Raw genomic sequence first — 14,985 nt, forward strand, 5'->3', positions numbered from 1 at the left:
TACACGATCATGGAAGCGGCCCCGGCCCGCCCGGCGGGCGTCGGCGACAGCCTGAACCGGCAGCTCCTGCGCATGGGGGCGATGCTCCAGCTCGAACGCCGCGCCCGCCGCTGCGCGCGGGAAGAGCTGCCCTTCGTCATGGTGAACGAGACCAACGGCCTGCTGCCCTACCAGCAGGCGCTGCTCTGGCAGGGCGACGGCAGCGGCGGCGGGCGCATGGCCGCCGTCTCGGGCCTTGCCGTGTTCGACGCGACCGGCCCCTATCTGGCCTGGGCCGCGAAGGTCTGCCGCCATCTGCTGGCGAAGCCGTCGGCGGAGGGAGGCGACCGTCCCCGCGTGGTCCGGGCCGGCGACCTGCCGCCCGATCTGGTCGCCGCCTGGGCCGAGTGGCTGCCGGCGGAGGCGGTCTGGGCACCGCTGCCCGGCCCCGCCGCACAGACGCCGGACGGCCTGCGCCTGGGCGGGCTGCTGTTCGCCCGCGCCGAGCCGTGGAGCGAGGCCGACCTGCACCTGCTGGACTATCTGGCCGACGCCTACGCCCATGCCTGGGTGGCGAAGGAGGCGAAGCTGGACGCCACCGCCTGGCTGCGCGGCCGCCGCCGGCTGCGGCGCGGCGCCGTGGTGGCCGCGGTGGCCGCGGCACTGGTCCTGCTGCTGCCGGTGCGCCAGTCCGCCCTGGCCCCGGCCGAGGTGGTGCCGCGGGCGCCGACCCTGGTGCGCTCCCCCCTGACCGGCGTGGTCGAGCGCATCCATGTCCAGCCGAACCAGCCGGTGGCCGCGGGCGACCTGCTGCTGACGCTGGACCCGACCGAGCTGACGACGAAGCTGAACGTGGCGGTGAAGGCGCGCGACGTGGCGCTGGCGGAATACACCCAGGCCGCCCAGCTTGCCGTCTTCGATCCCGAGGCGAAGGCCCGGCTGGCCGTGCTCGAAGCGCGGCTGGCGCAGCAGGAGCTGGAGGTCGGCTTCCTGCGCGACATGCTGGGCCGCGTGGCGATCCGCGCACCGGAAGCCGGCGTGGCCGTGTTCGACGATCCCAACGACTGGCTGGGCCGTCCGGTCAGCCAGGGCGAGCGGGTCATGCTGGTGGCCGATCCGGGCCGGGTGGAGCTGGAAATCCGCCTGTCCGCCGGCGATGCCGTCACCCTGCAACCGGGGGCGGCGGTGCAGTTCTTCCCGAACGTCGCGCCGGCGGCGCCGGACCGGGGCACCGTGAACTTCGTCGGCTATGCCGCCAGCCCCGGGCCGGACGGTGTCCTGTCCTACCGTCTGAAGGCGGATCTGGAGGCGGACGGGGATCTGCGCATCGGCCAGCGCGGCACGGCCAAGGTGTTCGGCCCGCGGGCGCCGCTGATCCTGGCGCTGCTGCGCCGGCCGCTGGCGACGGTGCGGCAATGGCTGGCGATCTGAGATGGCCGGCGCCCTGATCCTTCCGGCCGGTCTGGCGCCTGCCGCAGCGCCCACGCCGCTGCCGGCCCTGCGGCAGGACCTGGTGCTGCTGCCGGGACCGCCGAGCCGGCACGGCGCCCCGACCTGGACGCTGCACGATCCGGCCGCGCACCGTTTCTACCGGATCGGCTGGCTGGAGTTCGAGGCGCTGAGCCGCTGGGACCTGGGCACGGCAGAGGCCGTGGCCGCCGCCATCGCCCGGGAGACGACCCTGCGCGCCGGGGCGGACGCGGTGAAGGCGGTGGCCCGCTTCGCCGAGATGAACGATCTGGTGCTGCGGACGGGGGCGGAGGCGACCGGGGCGCTGCTGCAACGGCGGCGCTCGGGCGTGCTCGACCCGGCCCGCTGGCTGCTGAAGAACTATCTGTTCCTGCGCCTGAAGCTGCTGAACCCCGACCGCCTGCTGGACCGGCTGCTGCCGGCGGTGGGCTGGGCCTTCACGCCGCGGCTGCCGCTGCTGGTCGCGGGGGCGGCCCTTCTGGGCCTGCTGCTGGTGCTGCGCCAGTGGGACCTGTTCGTCGCCGGGCTGGCCGACATGGCGACGCCGGGCGGGGCCCTGCTGGTCGCGGCTGCCATCGGCGTCAGCCATCTGCTGCACGAGTTCGGCCACGGACTGGCGGCCAAGCGGTTCGGCTGCCGCGTCCCCGGCATGGGGGTGGCCTTCCTGGTGATGTGGCCGGTGCTGTGGACCGACACGACCGAAGCCTGGAAGCTGTCCTCGCGCTGGCAGCGGCTGGCCGTGGCCGGCGGCGGCATCGTCGTCGAGCTGACCCTGGCCACCCTCGCCAGCATCGCCTGGGCACTGCTGCCGGACGGCCCCCTGCGCGCCGGCATGCATGTGCTGGCGGCGACCACCTGGATCACCACCCTGCTGATCAACCTGAACCCCTTCATGCGCTTCGACGGCTACTATCTGCTGTCGGACCTGATCGAGGTGCCGAACCTCCAGGACCGTTCCTTCGCGCTGGGCCGCTGGTGGCTGCGCGAGCGCCTGTTCGGGTTCGGCAATCCGCCGCCGGAGCCCCTGCCGCCCGCGACCCGGCGCCTGCTGGTCGGCTACGCGCTGGGCACCTGGACCTACCGCTTCTTCCTGTTCCTGGGCATCGCGGTCCTGGTCTACCACGTCTTCTTCAAGGCCCTGGGGCTGTTCCTGATGGTGGTCGAGGTCTGGTGGTTCGTCGCCCGTCCCATCCTGCGGGAGATCGGCGAATGGGCGAAGCTGCGCGGCAAGGTCAGGCTGAACGCCCCCACGGTGCGGACCGGCCTTGTGCTGGCCGGCGCCCTGCTGCTGCTGATCGTGCCCTGGGGCGGCCGCGTCGGCGCCCCGGCCGTGCTGCGGGCAGGAGAACAGGCGGTCGTCTTCACCACCGAGCCCGGCCGCGTGGCCGAGGTGAACGCGCAGAACGGCCGGACGGTGGCCACGGGCGAGCTGCTGTACCGGCTGGACTCGCCGGAGATCGCGTTCCGTCTGGCGCAGGACGGGGAGAAGCTGCGCGAACTGGAGGCGCGGCGGGCGGCCCAGGCGGTGGACCAGGAGCTGGCCCGCGACGGCCGCATCGCCGCCGAGGAGATGGGCGGGGTGGAGGCGCAACGCGCCGCCGACCTGGCCCGGCGGGACCGGCTGGAGATCCGGGCCCCCATCGCCGGAACCCTGACCGAGGTGCCGACCGCGCTGAAACCGGGAACCTGGCTGCCGTCGGGCGAGCCGGTGGGACTGGTGGTCGGCGCCGGCCCTGTCCTGGTCGAAGCCTATGTCCGGGAGGAGGACCTGCCGCGCCTGTCCATCGGCGCCACCGCCTCCTTCCAGCCGCGCGACCCCTGGGCCCCGCCCGTGGAGCTGCGGCTGGAAAGCGTGGACACCGCCTCCGTCCCGGCGCTGGAGCGGCCGGAACTGGCGTCGGTCAACGGCGGCCCGATCCCCGTTCATGCCGACCGCGACGGCCGGCTGCTGCCGCAGCGGTCGGTCTACCGCGTGCTGCTGCGCCCGGTGGAGCCGGAGGTGCGGACCGACCGCATCGTCGCCGGCCAGGTCGCCATCGCCGGCGAGCGGGAGAGCATCGCCCTGCGCCTGCTGCGCCACGCCCTGGCCGTCATCGTGCGGGAGAGCGGCTGGTCCTGAGCCGCCGGCAGCCCTCTTGCAGCCCTACTGTGGCAGGCCGGCGGGCTGGCCGGGGGCGCCGGGGCGCCGCTCCGTCAGCCAGGGGACGGCGACGCCCAGGTTCCAGTCCGCCTGTTCGGCGAAGGACAGCAGGACCTGGAGGATCTGGTGCATCTCCGCGGCGCTGCTGGAGATGCTGGCCAGTCCGCCCTCTTCCGAGAACAGCTCCAGGGTGAAGCCGCCGCCGCGCACATGCACGTCCACCCGGGTGACCAGTGCGGACGCCGCTCCGGTGCGGGCGGCGGCATCGACCGTCCACGGGCTTTCGCTCCGCACCGCCTGGGCCACCGCCCCCTGGTGGGTCATGCGCACGACCTCGTCGCGCAGATCCGCCGGGGCGCGCTGCGCCGGCCGGTTCACCCGCTCCAGCGCCCCCGCCAGGGTGGCGGCCAGCCGGTGCGTCATCCGCCGGGTCATGGACACGACCCGCGGCGGTTCCGCCGGGCCGAGCAGCAGGAACAGGCGGTCCTCACGCGGGTCGTACTGGAAGGTCACTGTCGCCTGATCGGCCATCCGCGAAGGGTCCCCGGTCCGTCGCCCCCGAGGGGGCATGCCATGCGCATGATTAGCGGATTCGGAGCATTCGCAATACCCCTGACGCGAAACTGTCGCCCCCGTCCGTTCCTTATGGAACCTTGGTCCCCTTGTGTTCCACAAGGAACGCCCCTAGTCTCAAGGTGGGAGGTGAGCATGTCCGACAGGCACGTTTCCGGTGAGGCTCAGGTCTCCGACGGCGCCCTGGTGACCAGGGCGGTCCTGCGGGCCGCGGACCGGCTGGGCCTGACCCGGGCGGAACTGGCGAAGGTGCTGGGGATCGGAACGGCATCGGTGTCGCGCATGGCCGCCGGCCGCCAGGAACTGGACCCCGGCGGTCAGGCCAAAGCCTATGAGATCGCGCTGCACCTGATCCGGCTCTACCGCTCCCTGGACGCCCTGGCCGGGGAGGAACCGGGCTATGCGGCCTGGTGGCTGCGCCAGCCGAACCGCTGGCTGGGCGAGGTGCCGGCCGACGCCATCCGGAGCGTGCGCGGCCTGATCGCCACGGTGGACCATCTGGACGCCTTCCGTGCCCGCGTCTGAGGGACGCGCATCCAGGCTGGCGGCCCTGGCCCGTGCCTATGCCGGCCGCGTCTGGCGCTCCGTCGAGTTGCAGAGCCGCATAGCGACCATGGGGCTGGTGGACAGCCTGGCCGAGCAGGACCGCCTGGAGGCGTTGCTGGACGGGGCAAAGCCGCGCTACCGGCCGGGAACCGAGGGGCTGCATTACCTGCTGAAGACGCCGTTCCGTTACAAGCCCTTCGACCGCTGGGGCTCCCGCTTCTCGCGCCCGCACGGCCATGGCCTGTTCTATGCGGCGGAGGCGCGGCGCACGGCCCTGGCCGAGACGACCTTCTACCGCCTGCTCTTCCTGGCCGGGCCGGAGGAACCCCGCCTGCCGGCCACGAAGGTCACCTACACGCTGTTCACCGTGGATGTCGCCGCCCCGCAGGCGATCGACCTGACGCTGCCGCCCCTCGCCGCGGACGCGGACCGCTGGACCGACCTCACGGAGCTGACGCACACGCAGTCGCTGGGCGAGGCGGCCCGGGAGGCGGGGCTCGATGCCATCCGCTACCGTTCGGTCCGTGACCCCGACGGCGGGGCGGCGCTGGCGTTGCTGACGCCGTGTTTCGCCTCGGGCATCGGTGCACAGGAGACATGGCATCTGTCGCTGCTTCCCGCGGAGGCCGCCCTCTACCGCGACGGTGGGGGTGGCGGCGAGGTCTTCGCCTACGCCTGGTTCCTGCGCGATCCCCGGCTGGCCCCCCTCGCCCCCCTGCTCGAACGGGCTGTTCCCTGATCCCGCGCACGGCCGGGCTGCCCCGTCCGGGCCGCGGCCCGTCGGTCCCGTGCCTCCCCGGGGCGGGGGTGATCTCCCGGTCCGGGTAAGGCCATCGCCCCGCGCGCCACGCCGGGAGCGCGCGCGTTCCCGATACGCGGTCCCCGGAGCGGGGCCGCGCGGAGAACGGGGATGCGATGGTCCGGAGAGCCTGGATGGCGGCCGCCCTGGCGCTGTTGCTGGCGAGCGCCGCGCCGACCCTGGCGGAAGACGGCGCCGGGGAGGCGCATCGGGTGCCGCCCGCGATCGTGGCGCCGCTGCTGGACTGGGTCGGCCGGCACACGGGGCAGCCGGGCCTGGTGCCGCCCGTCATCATCGCCAGCCGGCAGGCGCTGCGGCGGCTGGACCGGACGGCACAGCTCGCCGGCACGGATGAGCGCCTCCGCGCCGCCTACGTTCCCGGCGTGGTGATCCTGGATTCCGACACCTGGTCCCCCGCCGACCCGGTGGAGCTGAGCTATCTGGTCCACGAGCTGGTCCACCATGCCCAGCAGCTCGCCGGGCGGGGCGGGGAGTGTCGCGGACGGCGGGAGGAGGAGGCGTACCGGCTTCAGAATCTGTGGCTGGCGGAACAGGGACTGCCGCCCGAGCACGATCCGGCCTGGATCGCCCGGGCGGCCGACCTCTGCTGATACGGCTGGCGCGGGGCCCGCGCTACGCCGTCTCCAGCCCCAGCGCCGCCCGCACCCGGTGCAGCAGGTCCGCACGGGTGGGATCGTCCGGAGCTGTCTGCAACCGCTGGGACAGGGCGAGAATCGTCTCGGCGTAGGTATTGTGCCAGTCGCGCTCCGGCAGGTGACCGCCGGGCAGGCGTTCGGCGACCATCTCGACCGGCGGTTCACCGCTGCCGGTGAGCACGATGCGCTCGTCCAGGGCCGGGGTCAGGATGCGCGCCCCGTCGATGCCGGTCCCGGCCAGCCTGTCGCGCAGGGCGAGCCGCTGAGATTCCTCGCCATGGGTGAGGATGACACCACGGGAGACGGGCATCCGCTCCCGCGTCCAGTTGAGCAGCGCCGTCTGGTCGGCATGGCCGGAATAGACGTCCAGCGTCCGGATGCGGGCATGGACCTGCACCTCTTCGCCATGGATGCGGACGGTCTTCGCCCCTTCCTGGAGGACGCGGCCCAGGGTGCCGGGCGCCTGATAGCCGACGAACAGCACGGTCGAGGTGCGGCGCCAGAGATTCTGCTTCAGGTGGTGGCGGATGCGCCCGGCATCGCACATGCCGCTGGCCGCCATGATGATGGCGCCGCCGGCCAGACGGTTCAGCCGTTTGCTGCCCTCCGTCGATTCCACCAGATGCAGGTTGCCGCGCCGGAACGGCGGCGGTGTCCCCGGCTGGTTGACATGCGGCAGGTACTTCTCGAAGACCCCGGTGATGCGGACCGCCAGCGGGCTGTCGAGATAGACCTCCGTCACCGGCAGGGCGCCGCTGTCGAACAGCCGGTCCAGGTCGTAGAGCAGTTCCTGGGTGCGTTCCACGGCGAAGGCGGGGATCACCAGATTGCCGCCCAGGGCGAGCGCCGACCGCACCTCCTCCGCCAGCATGGCCTGACGGGTCGCCTCGTCCACGTCGGGGCGCTGACGGCCGCCGTAGGTGGACTCGACCACCAGCCAGTCCATCTTCTCCGGTCCGTCCGGACCGTCGTGGAAGGGTTTCTTGTCCGGTCCCAGGTCGCCGGAGAAGAGGATGCGGGTGGTGCGGCCCGCCTCCGTCAGTTCCACCTCGATGGAGGCGGAACCGAGCAGGTGTCCGGCATCCCAGAAGCGGGCGCGGGCGCCGGGCTGCACCTCGATCCACTTGCCGTAATCGACGCCGTGCAGCCGGTCCAGGCTGGCCTCGGCATCCTCCCGCGTGTAGATCGGCTCCACCTCGCCGCGGCCACGCAGGCGGTTCCGCAGGTTCAGCCGCCGCACGTCCTGCTCCTGGATGAAGCCGCTGTCCGGCAGCATGTAGGCCAGCAGGTCGGCGGTCGCCCGGGTGCAGTGGACGCGGCCGGTGAACCCCGCCTTGACCAGCTTCGGGATCAGGCCGGAATGGTCGATGTGTGCGTGCGTCAGCAGCATCGTGCCGATGCGGGCGGGGTCGAACGGAAAGGGCCGCCAGTTCAGCTCCCGCACCGTCTTCGACCCCTGGAACATGCCGCAGTCGACGAGGAAGCTTCCGCCGCCGTGCTCGACCAGGAAGCAGGAGCCGGTGACGCCACCGGCCGCCCCGTGGAAGGTGATGCTCGGCTCGCCCGGCACCCGCCGGGGCTTCGCCGAGGGGACCGGGGCCGAAGCCGGCCCGGCCTTCTCCGCTCGTTCTCTCATGGTGCCATGCTGGTCCCGGCGGGCCGGCGGCGCCAAGCGGTCAAATTGGCGCTACGGGGGAGTCAGGTTTGCATCGGGTGCAGGACGGGTCGGGTCGGCCGATCTTCCGGTACAGAGCCATCTTGATAATGCCTCGCATTTGCGCTAGGCGAGGGCCGGGAGTCCAGCGGGGCCGGGAAGGGGGGACCGTTGCGCGACGCGGTCATGGACATCGAGATCGGGGAACTGTACGCGGCGCACGGCGGCTGGCTATGCGACTGGCTGCGTCGGCGCACCCGCTGTCCGGAGCGGGCGTCCGATCTGGCCCACGACACCTTCTGCCGGCTGCTGGAACGCGGCCGGGCCGGGTTGCCGCTGGAGCCGCGCCCCTTCCTGGCCACCGTCGCCCGCCGCCTGCTGGTGGACGACATCCGCCGGCGCGAGGTCGAGCGCGCCTACCTGGACGTCTGTGCGGCACAGGCCGGCGACGCGGACCTTCTGACACCCGAGCGGATCGCGGAGGCGACCCAGCTTCTGGCCGGCATTCTCCAGCTCCTGCGGGAGCTGCCGGACCTGACGCGCCAGGCCTTCCTGCTGCGCCGGCTGGAGGGGCTGGGCCACGCTGAGATCGCGGCGGCGCTGGGCGTGTCCGAGCGCACGGTCAAACGGCACATCGCCGCCGCCTATGCACACTGCTACGCCCTGGCCTATCCGGACCGATGAGCACGACCCCGGCAGCGCGGCCGACCCCGGCCATGGTGACGCAGGCCGCGCAGTGGGCAGCCGCGCTGGACGACGAGCGAGCGACCCAGGAGGAGCGCGACGCCTGCGAGGCGTGGTGCCGGCTGGACCCCTTGCACCGTCTGGCGTTCGAGCGGATGCGCCGGCTGGACAGGCGCTTCGAGCAGTTGAGCGAGCTTGACCGGCAGGTCCTGCGCGTCGCGGCGGGCCGGCCCGGACGGAGCGCCTCCGGACCGGGGGTCCGCGCGGCCCGCCGCGGGGCCCTGCTGGGGATCTGTCTGCTGTTCGGCCTCGGCTGGCTTGCGACCGGGCTGCCGCAGGTGCGCGCCCTGTTCCCGGATGAACGGACGGAGCGGGGGGAGCGGCGGGCCATCCGGCTGGCGGACGGGTCCGGTCTGACGATCGACACGGACACGGCGCTGGACATCCGCCTGTCGGCCGGGATGCGGCGGATCGAGCTGTTCGGCGGACGCATCCTGGCCGAAGTGGCGCACGACCCGGAACGTCCCTTCGCCGTCGCCACCGCCGACGGCACGGTGACCGCCCTGGGCACCGCGTTCAGCGTGAGGCGGGACGGCGCGCGGACGCTGGTGACCGTCATCGCGTCGCGCGTGCGGGCCTGTCCGGCGGTGACGGGGTCGGCATGCCTGGACCTTGGCCCCGGTGAACAGGCGCAGCTCGCGGGCGGCAGCGCGACCCGGCTGGCCCCGGTGGACCCCGACGGCGCCACCGCCTGGACCCGGGGCTGGTTCGTGATCGACGACCAGCCGCTGACGGCGGTGCTGGAGGAGCTGAACCGCTACCGGGCGGTGCCGGTCCGCTTCGAGGCCCGGACCCTGCAAGGGCTGCGGGTGACGGGCAGTCTTCCCCTGGACGACAGCGGCCGCGCCCTGGACGCCCTGGCCGGCATGCTCGGGCTGCGGCTGCTCCGGCCGGACGCCGACGGGCCGGTCGTCCTGCCGCCGGAGCGCTGACGGCAGCGGCGCATTTTTCCGTGACCCGTTTTCCGACCCTCGTCCGTCCCCCTGGTGAAAGCAGACCTCACAGGTGGGACGATGGCAGGAGTTCGGAGCAGGACGGTGGGCAAGATGGCCGCCATGGCGCTGGTGCTGGCAGCGGGGACGGCCGGCCCGGCCTGGGCGCAGGGACCGGCGGCGGCAACGGCACGGATCGAGATACCCGGCGGCCCGCTGGGCGCCGCCATCGCCAGGCTGGGCCAGCAGGCCGGTGTGATCGTCACCGTCGATCCGGCCCTGGTCCGCGACCGGCGCACGGACGGACTGTCCGGGACCTACGCGCCTGCCGCGGCGCTGGAGCGGATGCTGACCGGCAGCGGCCTCCAGGCCGAACCGGACGGCAGCGGCGGCTTCCGCATCCGGCCGGTTCCCGCGGCCGCTCCCCCGGCCCCGCCGCCGGCCCCCCGCCCCGCTGCGGCATCAACGCCGGTCCCGCCGCCGCCGACCCCCATCGAGGAGATCGTCGTCGTCGGCACCCTGACGGACGTGGCGATCGGTCCGGCGGAGATCGAGCGGCGGCAGGCCACCGATCTGGCCGACCTGTTCCGCCGCGTGCCGTCCGTTTCGGTGGGCGGATCGCTGGGCATCGCGCAGAAGATCTATGTCCGCGGCCTGGAGGATTCCCTGCTGAACGTGACGGTGGACGGCGCGCCCCAGCGCGGCACCCTGTTCCACCACATCGGCCGGGTCTCCATCGAGCCGGAACTGCTGGAGAGCGTCGAGGTCCGGGCCGGTGCCGGCGAGGCGACCTCCGGCTTCGGCGCGGTCGGCGGCGCCATCCGCTTCAGGACCCGGGACGCCGACGACCTGCTGGCCCCCGGCCAGCGCCTGGGCGCGCTGGCGAAGGCGAGCTACTTCACGAATGACGGGCACAAGCTGAGCGGCACCCTCTATGGCCGCCTGATCGGCGATATCGGGTTCGTCGGCTCGGTCGTGCGTGTGGACCGCAACGACATGAAGGACGGCGGCGGCGACCGGCTGCGCGGCACCGCGGCGGAGCAGCGGCTGGCCTTCCTGAAGCTCGGCGGCGACATCGCCGACGGGCACCGGCTTTCGATCAGCTATGAGCAGCGCGACGAGGAGGCATCCTTCGGGCAACGTCCGAACTGGCCGGTGCTGGAGGGCGCACCGCTGTTCCCGGCGGAGGCGCAGCGGCGGACGGCGGTGGCGAACTACCAGGCCGACCTCGGTCCGCTGCGGATCGAGACGACGGGCTACTGGACCGAATCCGAGTTCACCCAGAACCGTTACGACCGCTGGGGACTGTACGGCGCGACGATCCGCAGCCAGGGCTTCGATCTGCGCGGACGCGCGACACCGGGCGACCACTCCCTGGTCGCCGGGATGGAGTACCGGGACGACCGGGTGGCGGGCGGCTACCGGGGCGATCCGGCCGTCTGGGGACAGTGGTCCTGGAACCCGGCGGTCGGACGCTTCGTCGAGACGGGCGACGTGTTCGGCCTGTATGCCCAGGACCACTGGCGGATCATCGACCCGTTGCTGCTGAGCTTCGGCCTGCGCTACGACGCCTACGACATGGCGCAGGTCACCTACGGCAACGGCACCGACAGCGACGGGATCAGCGTCAACGCCGGCTTCACCTACGACCTGCCGGCGGGTTTCAGCATCAATGCCGGGTTCGCGGAGGCCTTCCGCGGCAAGGAGATCGGGGACGCCTTCACGCTGGAGAAGCGACCCGGCCGCATCAGCCTGTCGCCGACGCTGAAGCCGGAGCGGGTGGACAACTACGAGGCCGGCCTCAGCTACGCCCAGGACGGCTGGCGCGGATCGGCCGTCTACTACCACATGCGGATCGACAACGTGATCCTGGACCAGCTCGGCAGCGGACCGCGGCCGCAGGACGCCGTCTATTACGAGAATGTCGGCCGGTTCAAGTCGGACGGCGTGGAGATCCGGGCCGGTTACAGCCACGGCCCCTTCACCCTGGACGCCTACTTCAACCACTATGTCTCCAAGCTGAACGGCGACGAGGTGGAGGGCTACGAGCACATCGCCCTGGGCAACTCCGTCGGGGACAACTGGAACATCACCGCCGGTTACACCCCCGTCCCCGGCCTTGAGCTGGAAGCCGCGTTGACCCGGTTCGAGAGCCTGGATGGCATCGAGGTGCTGCAACGGTCGGTGGCGATCGGCTGGATCGGGGAGACCCAGCGCGTGGACAAGCCGGGCTACACGGTGGTCGATCTCTTCGCCCGCTGGCAGCCCTTCGGCGACGACCGGCTGACCCTGCTCGGCGCCGTCTACAACCTGTTCGACAAGCGCTACCGCGCCCACTCCAGCGTCGCCGACTACACGGCCATCCCGGGCTGGGAGGGGATCGCCGGGATCTACGAGCCGGGCCGCGACATCCGGCTGACCGCGGCGGTGCGGTTCTGACGGTGCCGGCGCCCCCGACGGAAATCCGGGTGCCGCCGCCGGCCGGGCGGCGCTGGCGGTCCCTGCTGCGCGCCGGCCACCGCTGGTTCGGGCTGGCCGGCGCGCTGTGGCTGATCCTGATGTCGCTGACCGGGTCCGCCATCGTCTTCTACGGCGAACTGGACCGCTGGCTGAATCCGGACCTGTGGACGGTGCCGGCGTCCGAGGTGGCGGCGCCGCTGGACCGCGCCGTGGAGCGGGCGGGCGAGGCCCTGCCGGGGTTCGCCCCGCGCTTCATCGACCTGCCCGACGCCCCGGACGACGCGGTGATGATGACCGGCACCGTCGCGCAGGACGGGGCCGCGGCGCGGTCGGTGCAGGTCTTCACCGATCCGCGCGACGGGACGGTGCTGGGGTGGCGCTTCTTCGAGACGGTGGCATTCGACCGCCGCCATCTGATGACCATGCTCTACGACCTGCATCTGGACCTGATGCTCGGTCCGGCCATGACCTGGTTCCTGGGGCTGGTGGCGCTGCTCTGGATCGCCGACCATGCCGCCGCCCTGGTGCTGGCCTTCCCGGTCGCGGCGAAGTGGCGGGCCTCCTTCCGGGTCGGCGGTCCGCGCGGGAGCCTGCGCCGGCTGTTCGACCTGCACCGGGCCAAGGGGGTCTGGCTCTTCCCGGTGACGCTGGTGCTGGCGGTATCCAGTCTGGCCCTGACCTGGCATGAGGAGGTGCGCTGGGCGGCCCGGCTGGTCGCGCCGGTCTCGGAGCGGCTGCATCTGAGCTTCCCGGACCGCCCGGCGGAAGCGCACGCCATGAGGCCCCCTGTGGGGATCGACGCCGCCCTGGCCGTCGCCGGAACCCGGTCCGGTGCCCGGATCGACAGCGTCGTGGTGCTTTCCCGCAAGGGGGTCTATGGCGTGCGCGCCTTCGACAACCGCGACATGGACGGCTATGGCCGGCTCTGGATCTACGTGTCGATGCAGGACGGCGCCATTCTGGGCCAGCGGCACGACCGTGGCGAAGGACCGGGCGACGCCTTCTTCGCCTGGCAGTACCCGCTGCATTCGGGCAAGGCGTTCGGCCTGCCCGGCCGCATCGTCGTGCTGGTGGCCGGGCTGGCCACGGTGGCGCTGTGCGTCACCGGCCTGTGGCTGTGGTGGCGGCGGCGCTGAGTTTCCGCGGGCGGGTCCGGCGGTACGGTCAGGCGGTACGGTCAGTCGTCGCGGTCGCGGGAGACGATCCGGCGGCCGTCGGCGCTGAGCTTGAGGTCATACCTGTGGCCGTCGGCATGGACGGCATCGTCCACCTCCCAGCCGTCGCCGTCGCGCTCGATCTCCTCCCAAGCGGAATAGCCCTCGGCGCGCAGCGTCTCCACCACCGCGGCCCAGTCGGCCGCCTCGCGCGGCGCGGCGGTGGCCGGTAAGGGCGCCGCCAGCAGGAGGGCGAGCACGGCGGCGGAAACGGAATGACGGACAGGCATGCGGTCCTCCGGTCGGATGCGGTTCCGGGGCAACGGCGCCGGGGCCCGCGGGGTTCCGGGCACCGTCCGGCCGGGTCGGTCAGTAGGGCGCGAAGCGGCGGACCGCCTCGTCCACCTGCAACGGCCGGCCGATCATGGGGAAGGCGCGCTGGGCGCAGTCGGCCCGCTCGCAGACCTTGCAGCCGGCGCCGATCGGCGTCGCCGCCTCGGGATCGGCGAGGTCCAGCCCCTTGGCGTAGATCAGCCGGGCGGCGTGGCGCAGGTCGCAGCCCAGGCCGACGGCGAACTGCCGGGCCGGGGCGCCGAAGCCGCCGGCCCCCCGGCCGACCGTGCGCGCCAGCCAGAGATACTGCCGCCCGTCGGGCATCGCCGCGCGCTGGATCAGGATGCGGCCCGGCTGGGCGAAGGCCTCGTACACGTTCCACAGGGGGCAGGAGCCGCCGACACGGGAGAAGTGGAAGTCGGTGGCCGACTGCCGCTTGGAGATGTTGCCGGCCCGGTCCACCCGCACGAAGAAGAAGGGCACCCCGCGCTCACCGGGCCGTTGCAGCGTGGAGAGGCGGTGGCACACCGTCTCGAACCCCACACCGAACTGCCGTTCCAGCCGTTCGATGTCGTAGCGCACGGCTTCCGCCGCCGCCAGAAAGGGTCGGTAGGGCAGCAGCACCGCCCCGGCGAAGTAGCTGGCGAGCCCGATGCGGGCGAGCCGCCGCGCCTCCTCGCCGGAGAAGTCGGCCTGGGCGATCAGCCCGTCCAGCATCGCCCCCCGGTCCAGGAAGGCAAGCTGCGTCGCCATCTGGAAGGCCCGTTGCCCCGGCGTGAGATCGGCGGACAGGCGCAGCGTGCGGCTGGCCGCGTCGTAGCGGCGGGGCACCGCGGCCTCCCCGTCCGCCAGCACGCGGACATCGTGCCGGCGTGCCAGATGCCGTGCCAGCCCGGCGGCCATGTCGCCGGCCACCAGTCCCGCCTCCCGCTGGAGCGCCTCCCCCGCCTCGTCCAGCTCCGCGATATGGTTGTGGCGGGCATAGAAGAAGTCGCGCACCTCCTCGAACGGCATCAGCGGCTTGGCGGCACCCTGCCAGCCCTCGCCGAGATGGCCGGAGAGCTGCTCCAGCCGACCCGCCGCCTCGCGGCCGCGGCGGTGCAGCGCCAGCAGCGCGCGCCCCACCGCCGGCATGCCCGCGGCCAGCTCGCGCAGCTCCGCCAGCGCCACCCCGTCCGCCAGCCCGGCCTCGGACAGCGCCTCGCGCAGGTCGGCGACGAGGCGCGCCTCCTCATCCTCGGAGAACATCTGCACGTCCACGCCGAAGACGGCGTTGATCCGCAGCAGCACCGGCACCGTCAGGGGCCGCAGATTCTGTTCGAGCTGGTTCAGGTAGGAAGGCGACAGCTCCAGCGCCCGGGCCAGCGCCGCCTGGGTCAGCCCGCGCTCCTCCCGCAGCCGCCGCAACCGCACACCGACGAACTGCTTCCGCACCCGCCCCTCCATTCGCAAAATTCGCAAATCCACCGAAGATCCTGCGCCGATCTTCACAAATTCAGCCATTCCAGGAAGGCACGGCCTGCGAATATTGAAAAGACAGACACC

General features: G+C 72.8%; 13 protein-coding genes. 9 read left to right on the forward strand and 4 right to left on the reverse strand.

Annotated elements, in window-relative coordinates:
- Positions 1-9: 9 nt before the first annotated feature.
- Both ACFQPS_RS17415 and ACFQPS_RS17420 read left to right on the forward strand, forming a co-directional pair.
- On the forward strand, positions 10-1,410 hold the full coding sequence (locus tag ACFQPS_RS17415; protein ID WP_377360489.1) for an efflux RND transporter periplasmic adaptor subunit: 1,401 nt from the start codon (positions 10-12) through the stop codon (positions 1,408-1,410).
- A gap of 1 nt (position 1,411) precedes the next feature.
- The gene (locus ACFQPS_RS17420; protein WP_377360490.1) at positions 1,412-3,568 is read left to right on the forward strand and encodes a site-2 protease family protein; all 2,157 of its coding nucleotides are present in this window, start codon (positions 1,412-1,414) and stop codon (positions 3,566-3,568) included.
- Between the two features lie 24 nt (positions 3,569-3,592).
- Here the strand turns inward: ACFQPS_RS17420 and ACFQPS_RS17425 are convergent, their stop codons facing one another.
- Positions 3,593-4,120: a hypothetical protein gene (locus ACFQPS_RS17425; RefSeq protein ID WP_377360491.1), complete on the reverse strand. Its 528-nt coding sequence runs from the start codon at positions 4,118-4,120 to the stop codon at positions 3,593-3,595.
- 177 nt (positions 4,121-4,297) lie between these two features.
- On the opposite strand from ACFQPS_RS17425, the gene ACFQPS_RS17430 reads away from it, so the two are divergent.
- The 3 genes from ACFQPS_RS17430 to ACFQPS_RS17440 all read left to right on the forward strand — a co-directional run bounded on the left by ACFQPS_RS17430 (position 4,298) and on the right by ACFQPS_RS17440 (position 6,118).
- Positions 4,298-4,687, forward strand: coding sequence for an antitoxin Xre-like helix-turn-helix domain-containing protein (locus tag ACFQPS_RS17430; protein ID WP_377360492.1), 390 nt, complete (start codon positions 4,298-4,300; stop codon positions 4,685-4,687).
- The gene (locus ACFQPS_RS17435; protein ID WP_377360493.1) at positions 4,674-5,447 is read left to right on the forward strand and encodes an RES family NAD+ phosphorylase; all 774 of its coding nucleotides are present in this window, start codon (positions 4,674-4,676) and stop codon (positions 5,445-5,447) included. The genes ACFQPS_RS17430 and ACFQPS_RS17435 overlap by 14 nt, the downstream gene beginning before the upstream one ends.
- Before the next feature lie 194 nt (positions 5,448-5,641).
- Entirely contained in the window at positions 5,642-6,118 is a 477-nt protein-coding gene (locus tag ACFQPS_RS17440) for a DUF6647 family protein (protein WP_377360494.1), read from the forward strand.
- Between the two features lie 22 nt (positions 6,119-6,140).
- On the opposite strand, the gene ACFQPS_RS17445 is transcribed toward ACFQPS_RS17440, so the two are convergent.
- Complete coding sequence (locus tag ACFQPS_RS17445) at positions 6,141-7,799, reverse strand: MBL fold metallo-hydrolase (RefSeq protein ID WP_377360495.1); 1,659 nt, start codon at positions 7,797-7,799, stop codon at positions 6,141-6,143.
- Between the two features lie 189 nt (positions 7,800-7,988).
- On the opposite strand from ACFQPS_RS17445, the gene ACFQPS_RS17450 reads away from it, so the two are divergent.
- The 4 genes from ACFQPS_RS17450 to ACFQPS_RS17465 all read left to right on the forward strand — a co-directional run bounded on the left by ACFQPS_RS17450 (position 7,989) and on the right by ACFQPS_RS17465 (position 13,089).
- Positions 7,989-8,501 carry a sigma-70 family RNA polymerase sigma factor gene (locus ACFQPS_RS17450; RefSeq protein ID WP_377360496.1) on the forward strand — a complete coding sequence of 171 codons (513 nt, stop codon included), beginning with the start codon at positions 7,989-7,991 and terminating at the stop codon, positions 8,499-8,501.
- A complete protein-coding gene (locus ACFQPS_RS17455; RefSeq protein WP_377360497.1) occupies positions 8,498-9,493 on the forward strand; it encodes a FecR family protein in 996 nt (331 codons plus the stop codon). Before ACFQPS_RS17450 ends, ACFQPS_RS17455 begins: the two co-directional genes overlap by 4 nt.
- A 114-nt stretch (positions 9,494-9,607) precedes the next feature.
- A complete protein-coding gene (locus ACFQPS_RS17460; protein WP_377360596.1) occupies positions 9,608-11,932 on the forward strand; it encodes a TonB-dependent receptor in 2,325 nt (774 codons plus the stop codon).
- A 29-nt stretch (positions 11,933-11,961) separates the two neighbouring features.
- The gene (locus tag ACFQPS_RS17465; RefSeq protein WP_377360498.1) at positions 11,962-13,089 is read left to right on the forward strand and encodes a PepSY-associated TM helix domain-containing protein; all 1,128 of its coding nucleotides are present in this window, start codon (positions 11,962-11,964) and stop codon (positions 13,087-13,089) included.
- Positions 13,090-13,130: 41 nt separating this feature from the next.
- On the opposite strand, the gene ACFQPS_RS17470 is transcribed toward ACFQPS_RS17465, so the two are convergent.
- Positions 13,131-13,397 (reverse strand): PepSY domain-containing protein, encoded by a 267-nt coding sequence (locus ACFQPS_RS17470; protein ID WP_377360499.1) that lies wholly within the window; start codon positions 13,395-13,397, stop codon positions 13,131-13,133.
- A gap of 79 nt (positions 13,398-13,476) precedes the next feature.
- Entirely contained in the window at positions 13,477-14,874 is a 1,398-nt protein-coding gene (locus ACFQPS_RS17475) for a short-chain fatty acyl-CoA regulator family protein (RefSeq protein WP_377360500.1), read from the reverse strand.
- Positions 14,875-14,985 lie beyond the last annotated feature (111 nt).

The organism is Rhodocista pekingensis (genome assembly GCF_042665545.1).
GTDB lineage: Bacteria > Pseudomonadota > Alphaproteobacteria > Azospirillales > Azospirillaceae > Rhodocista > Rhodocista pekingensis.

What these genes read in the sequence shown, in the direction of transcription:
- ACFQPS_RS17460 (WP_377360596.1), top strand. Translation starts at nt 9,608, where the DNA reads ATGGCCGCCATGGCGCTGGTGCTGGCAGCGGGGACGGCCGGCCCGGCC.
- ACFQPS_RS17415 (WP_377360489.1), top strand. Translation starts at nt 10, where the DNA reads ATGGAAGCGGCCCCGGCCCGCCCGGCGGGCGTCGGCGACAGCCTGAAC.
- ACFQPS_RS17445 (WP_377360495.1), bottom strand. Translation starts at nt 7,799, where the DNA reads ATGAGAGAACGAGCGGAGAAGGCCGGGCCGGCTTCGGCCCCGGTCCCC.
- ACFQPS_RS17420 (WP_377360490.1), top strand. Translation starts at nt 1,412, where the DNA reads ATGGCCGGCGCCCTGATCCTTCCGGCCGGTCTGGCGCCTGCCGCAGCG.
- ACFQPS_RS17455 (WP_377360497.1), top strand. Translation starts at nt 8,498, where the DNA reads ATGAGCACGACCCCGGCAGCGCGGCCGACCCCGGCCATGGTGACGCAG.
- ACFQPS_RS17470 (WP_377360499.1), bottom strand. Translation starts at nt 13,397, where the DNA reads ATGCCTGTCCGTCATTCCGTTTCCGCCGCCGTGCTCGCCCTCCTGCTG.
- ACFQPS_RS17425 (WP_377360491.1), bottom strand. Translation starts at nt 4,120, where the DNA reads ATGGCCGATCAGGCGACAGTGACCTTCCAGTACGACCCGCGTGAGGAC.
- ACFQPS_RS17440 (WP_377360494.1), top strand. Translation starts at nt 5,642, where the DNA reads ATGGCGGCCGCCCTGGCGCTGTTGCTGGCGAGCGCCGCGCCGACCCTG.
- ACFQPS_RS17430 (WP_377360492.1), top strand. Translation starts at nt 4,298, where the DNA reads ATGTCCGACAGGCACGTTTCCGGTGAGGCTCAGGTCTCCGACGGCGCC.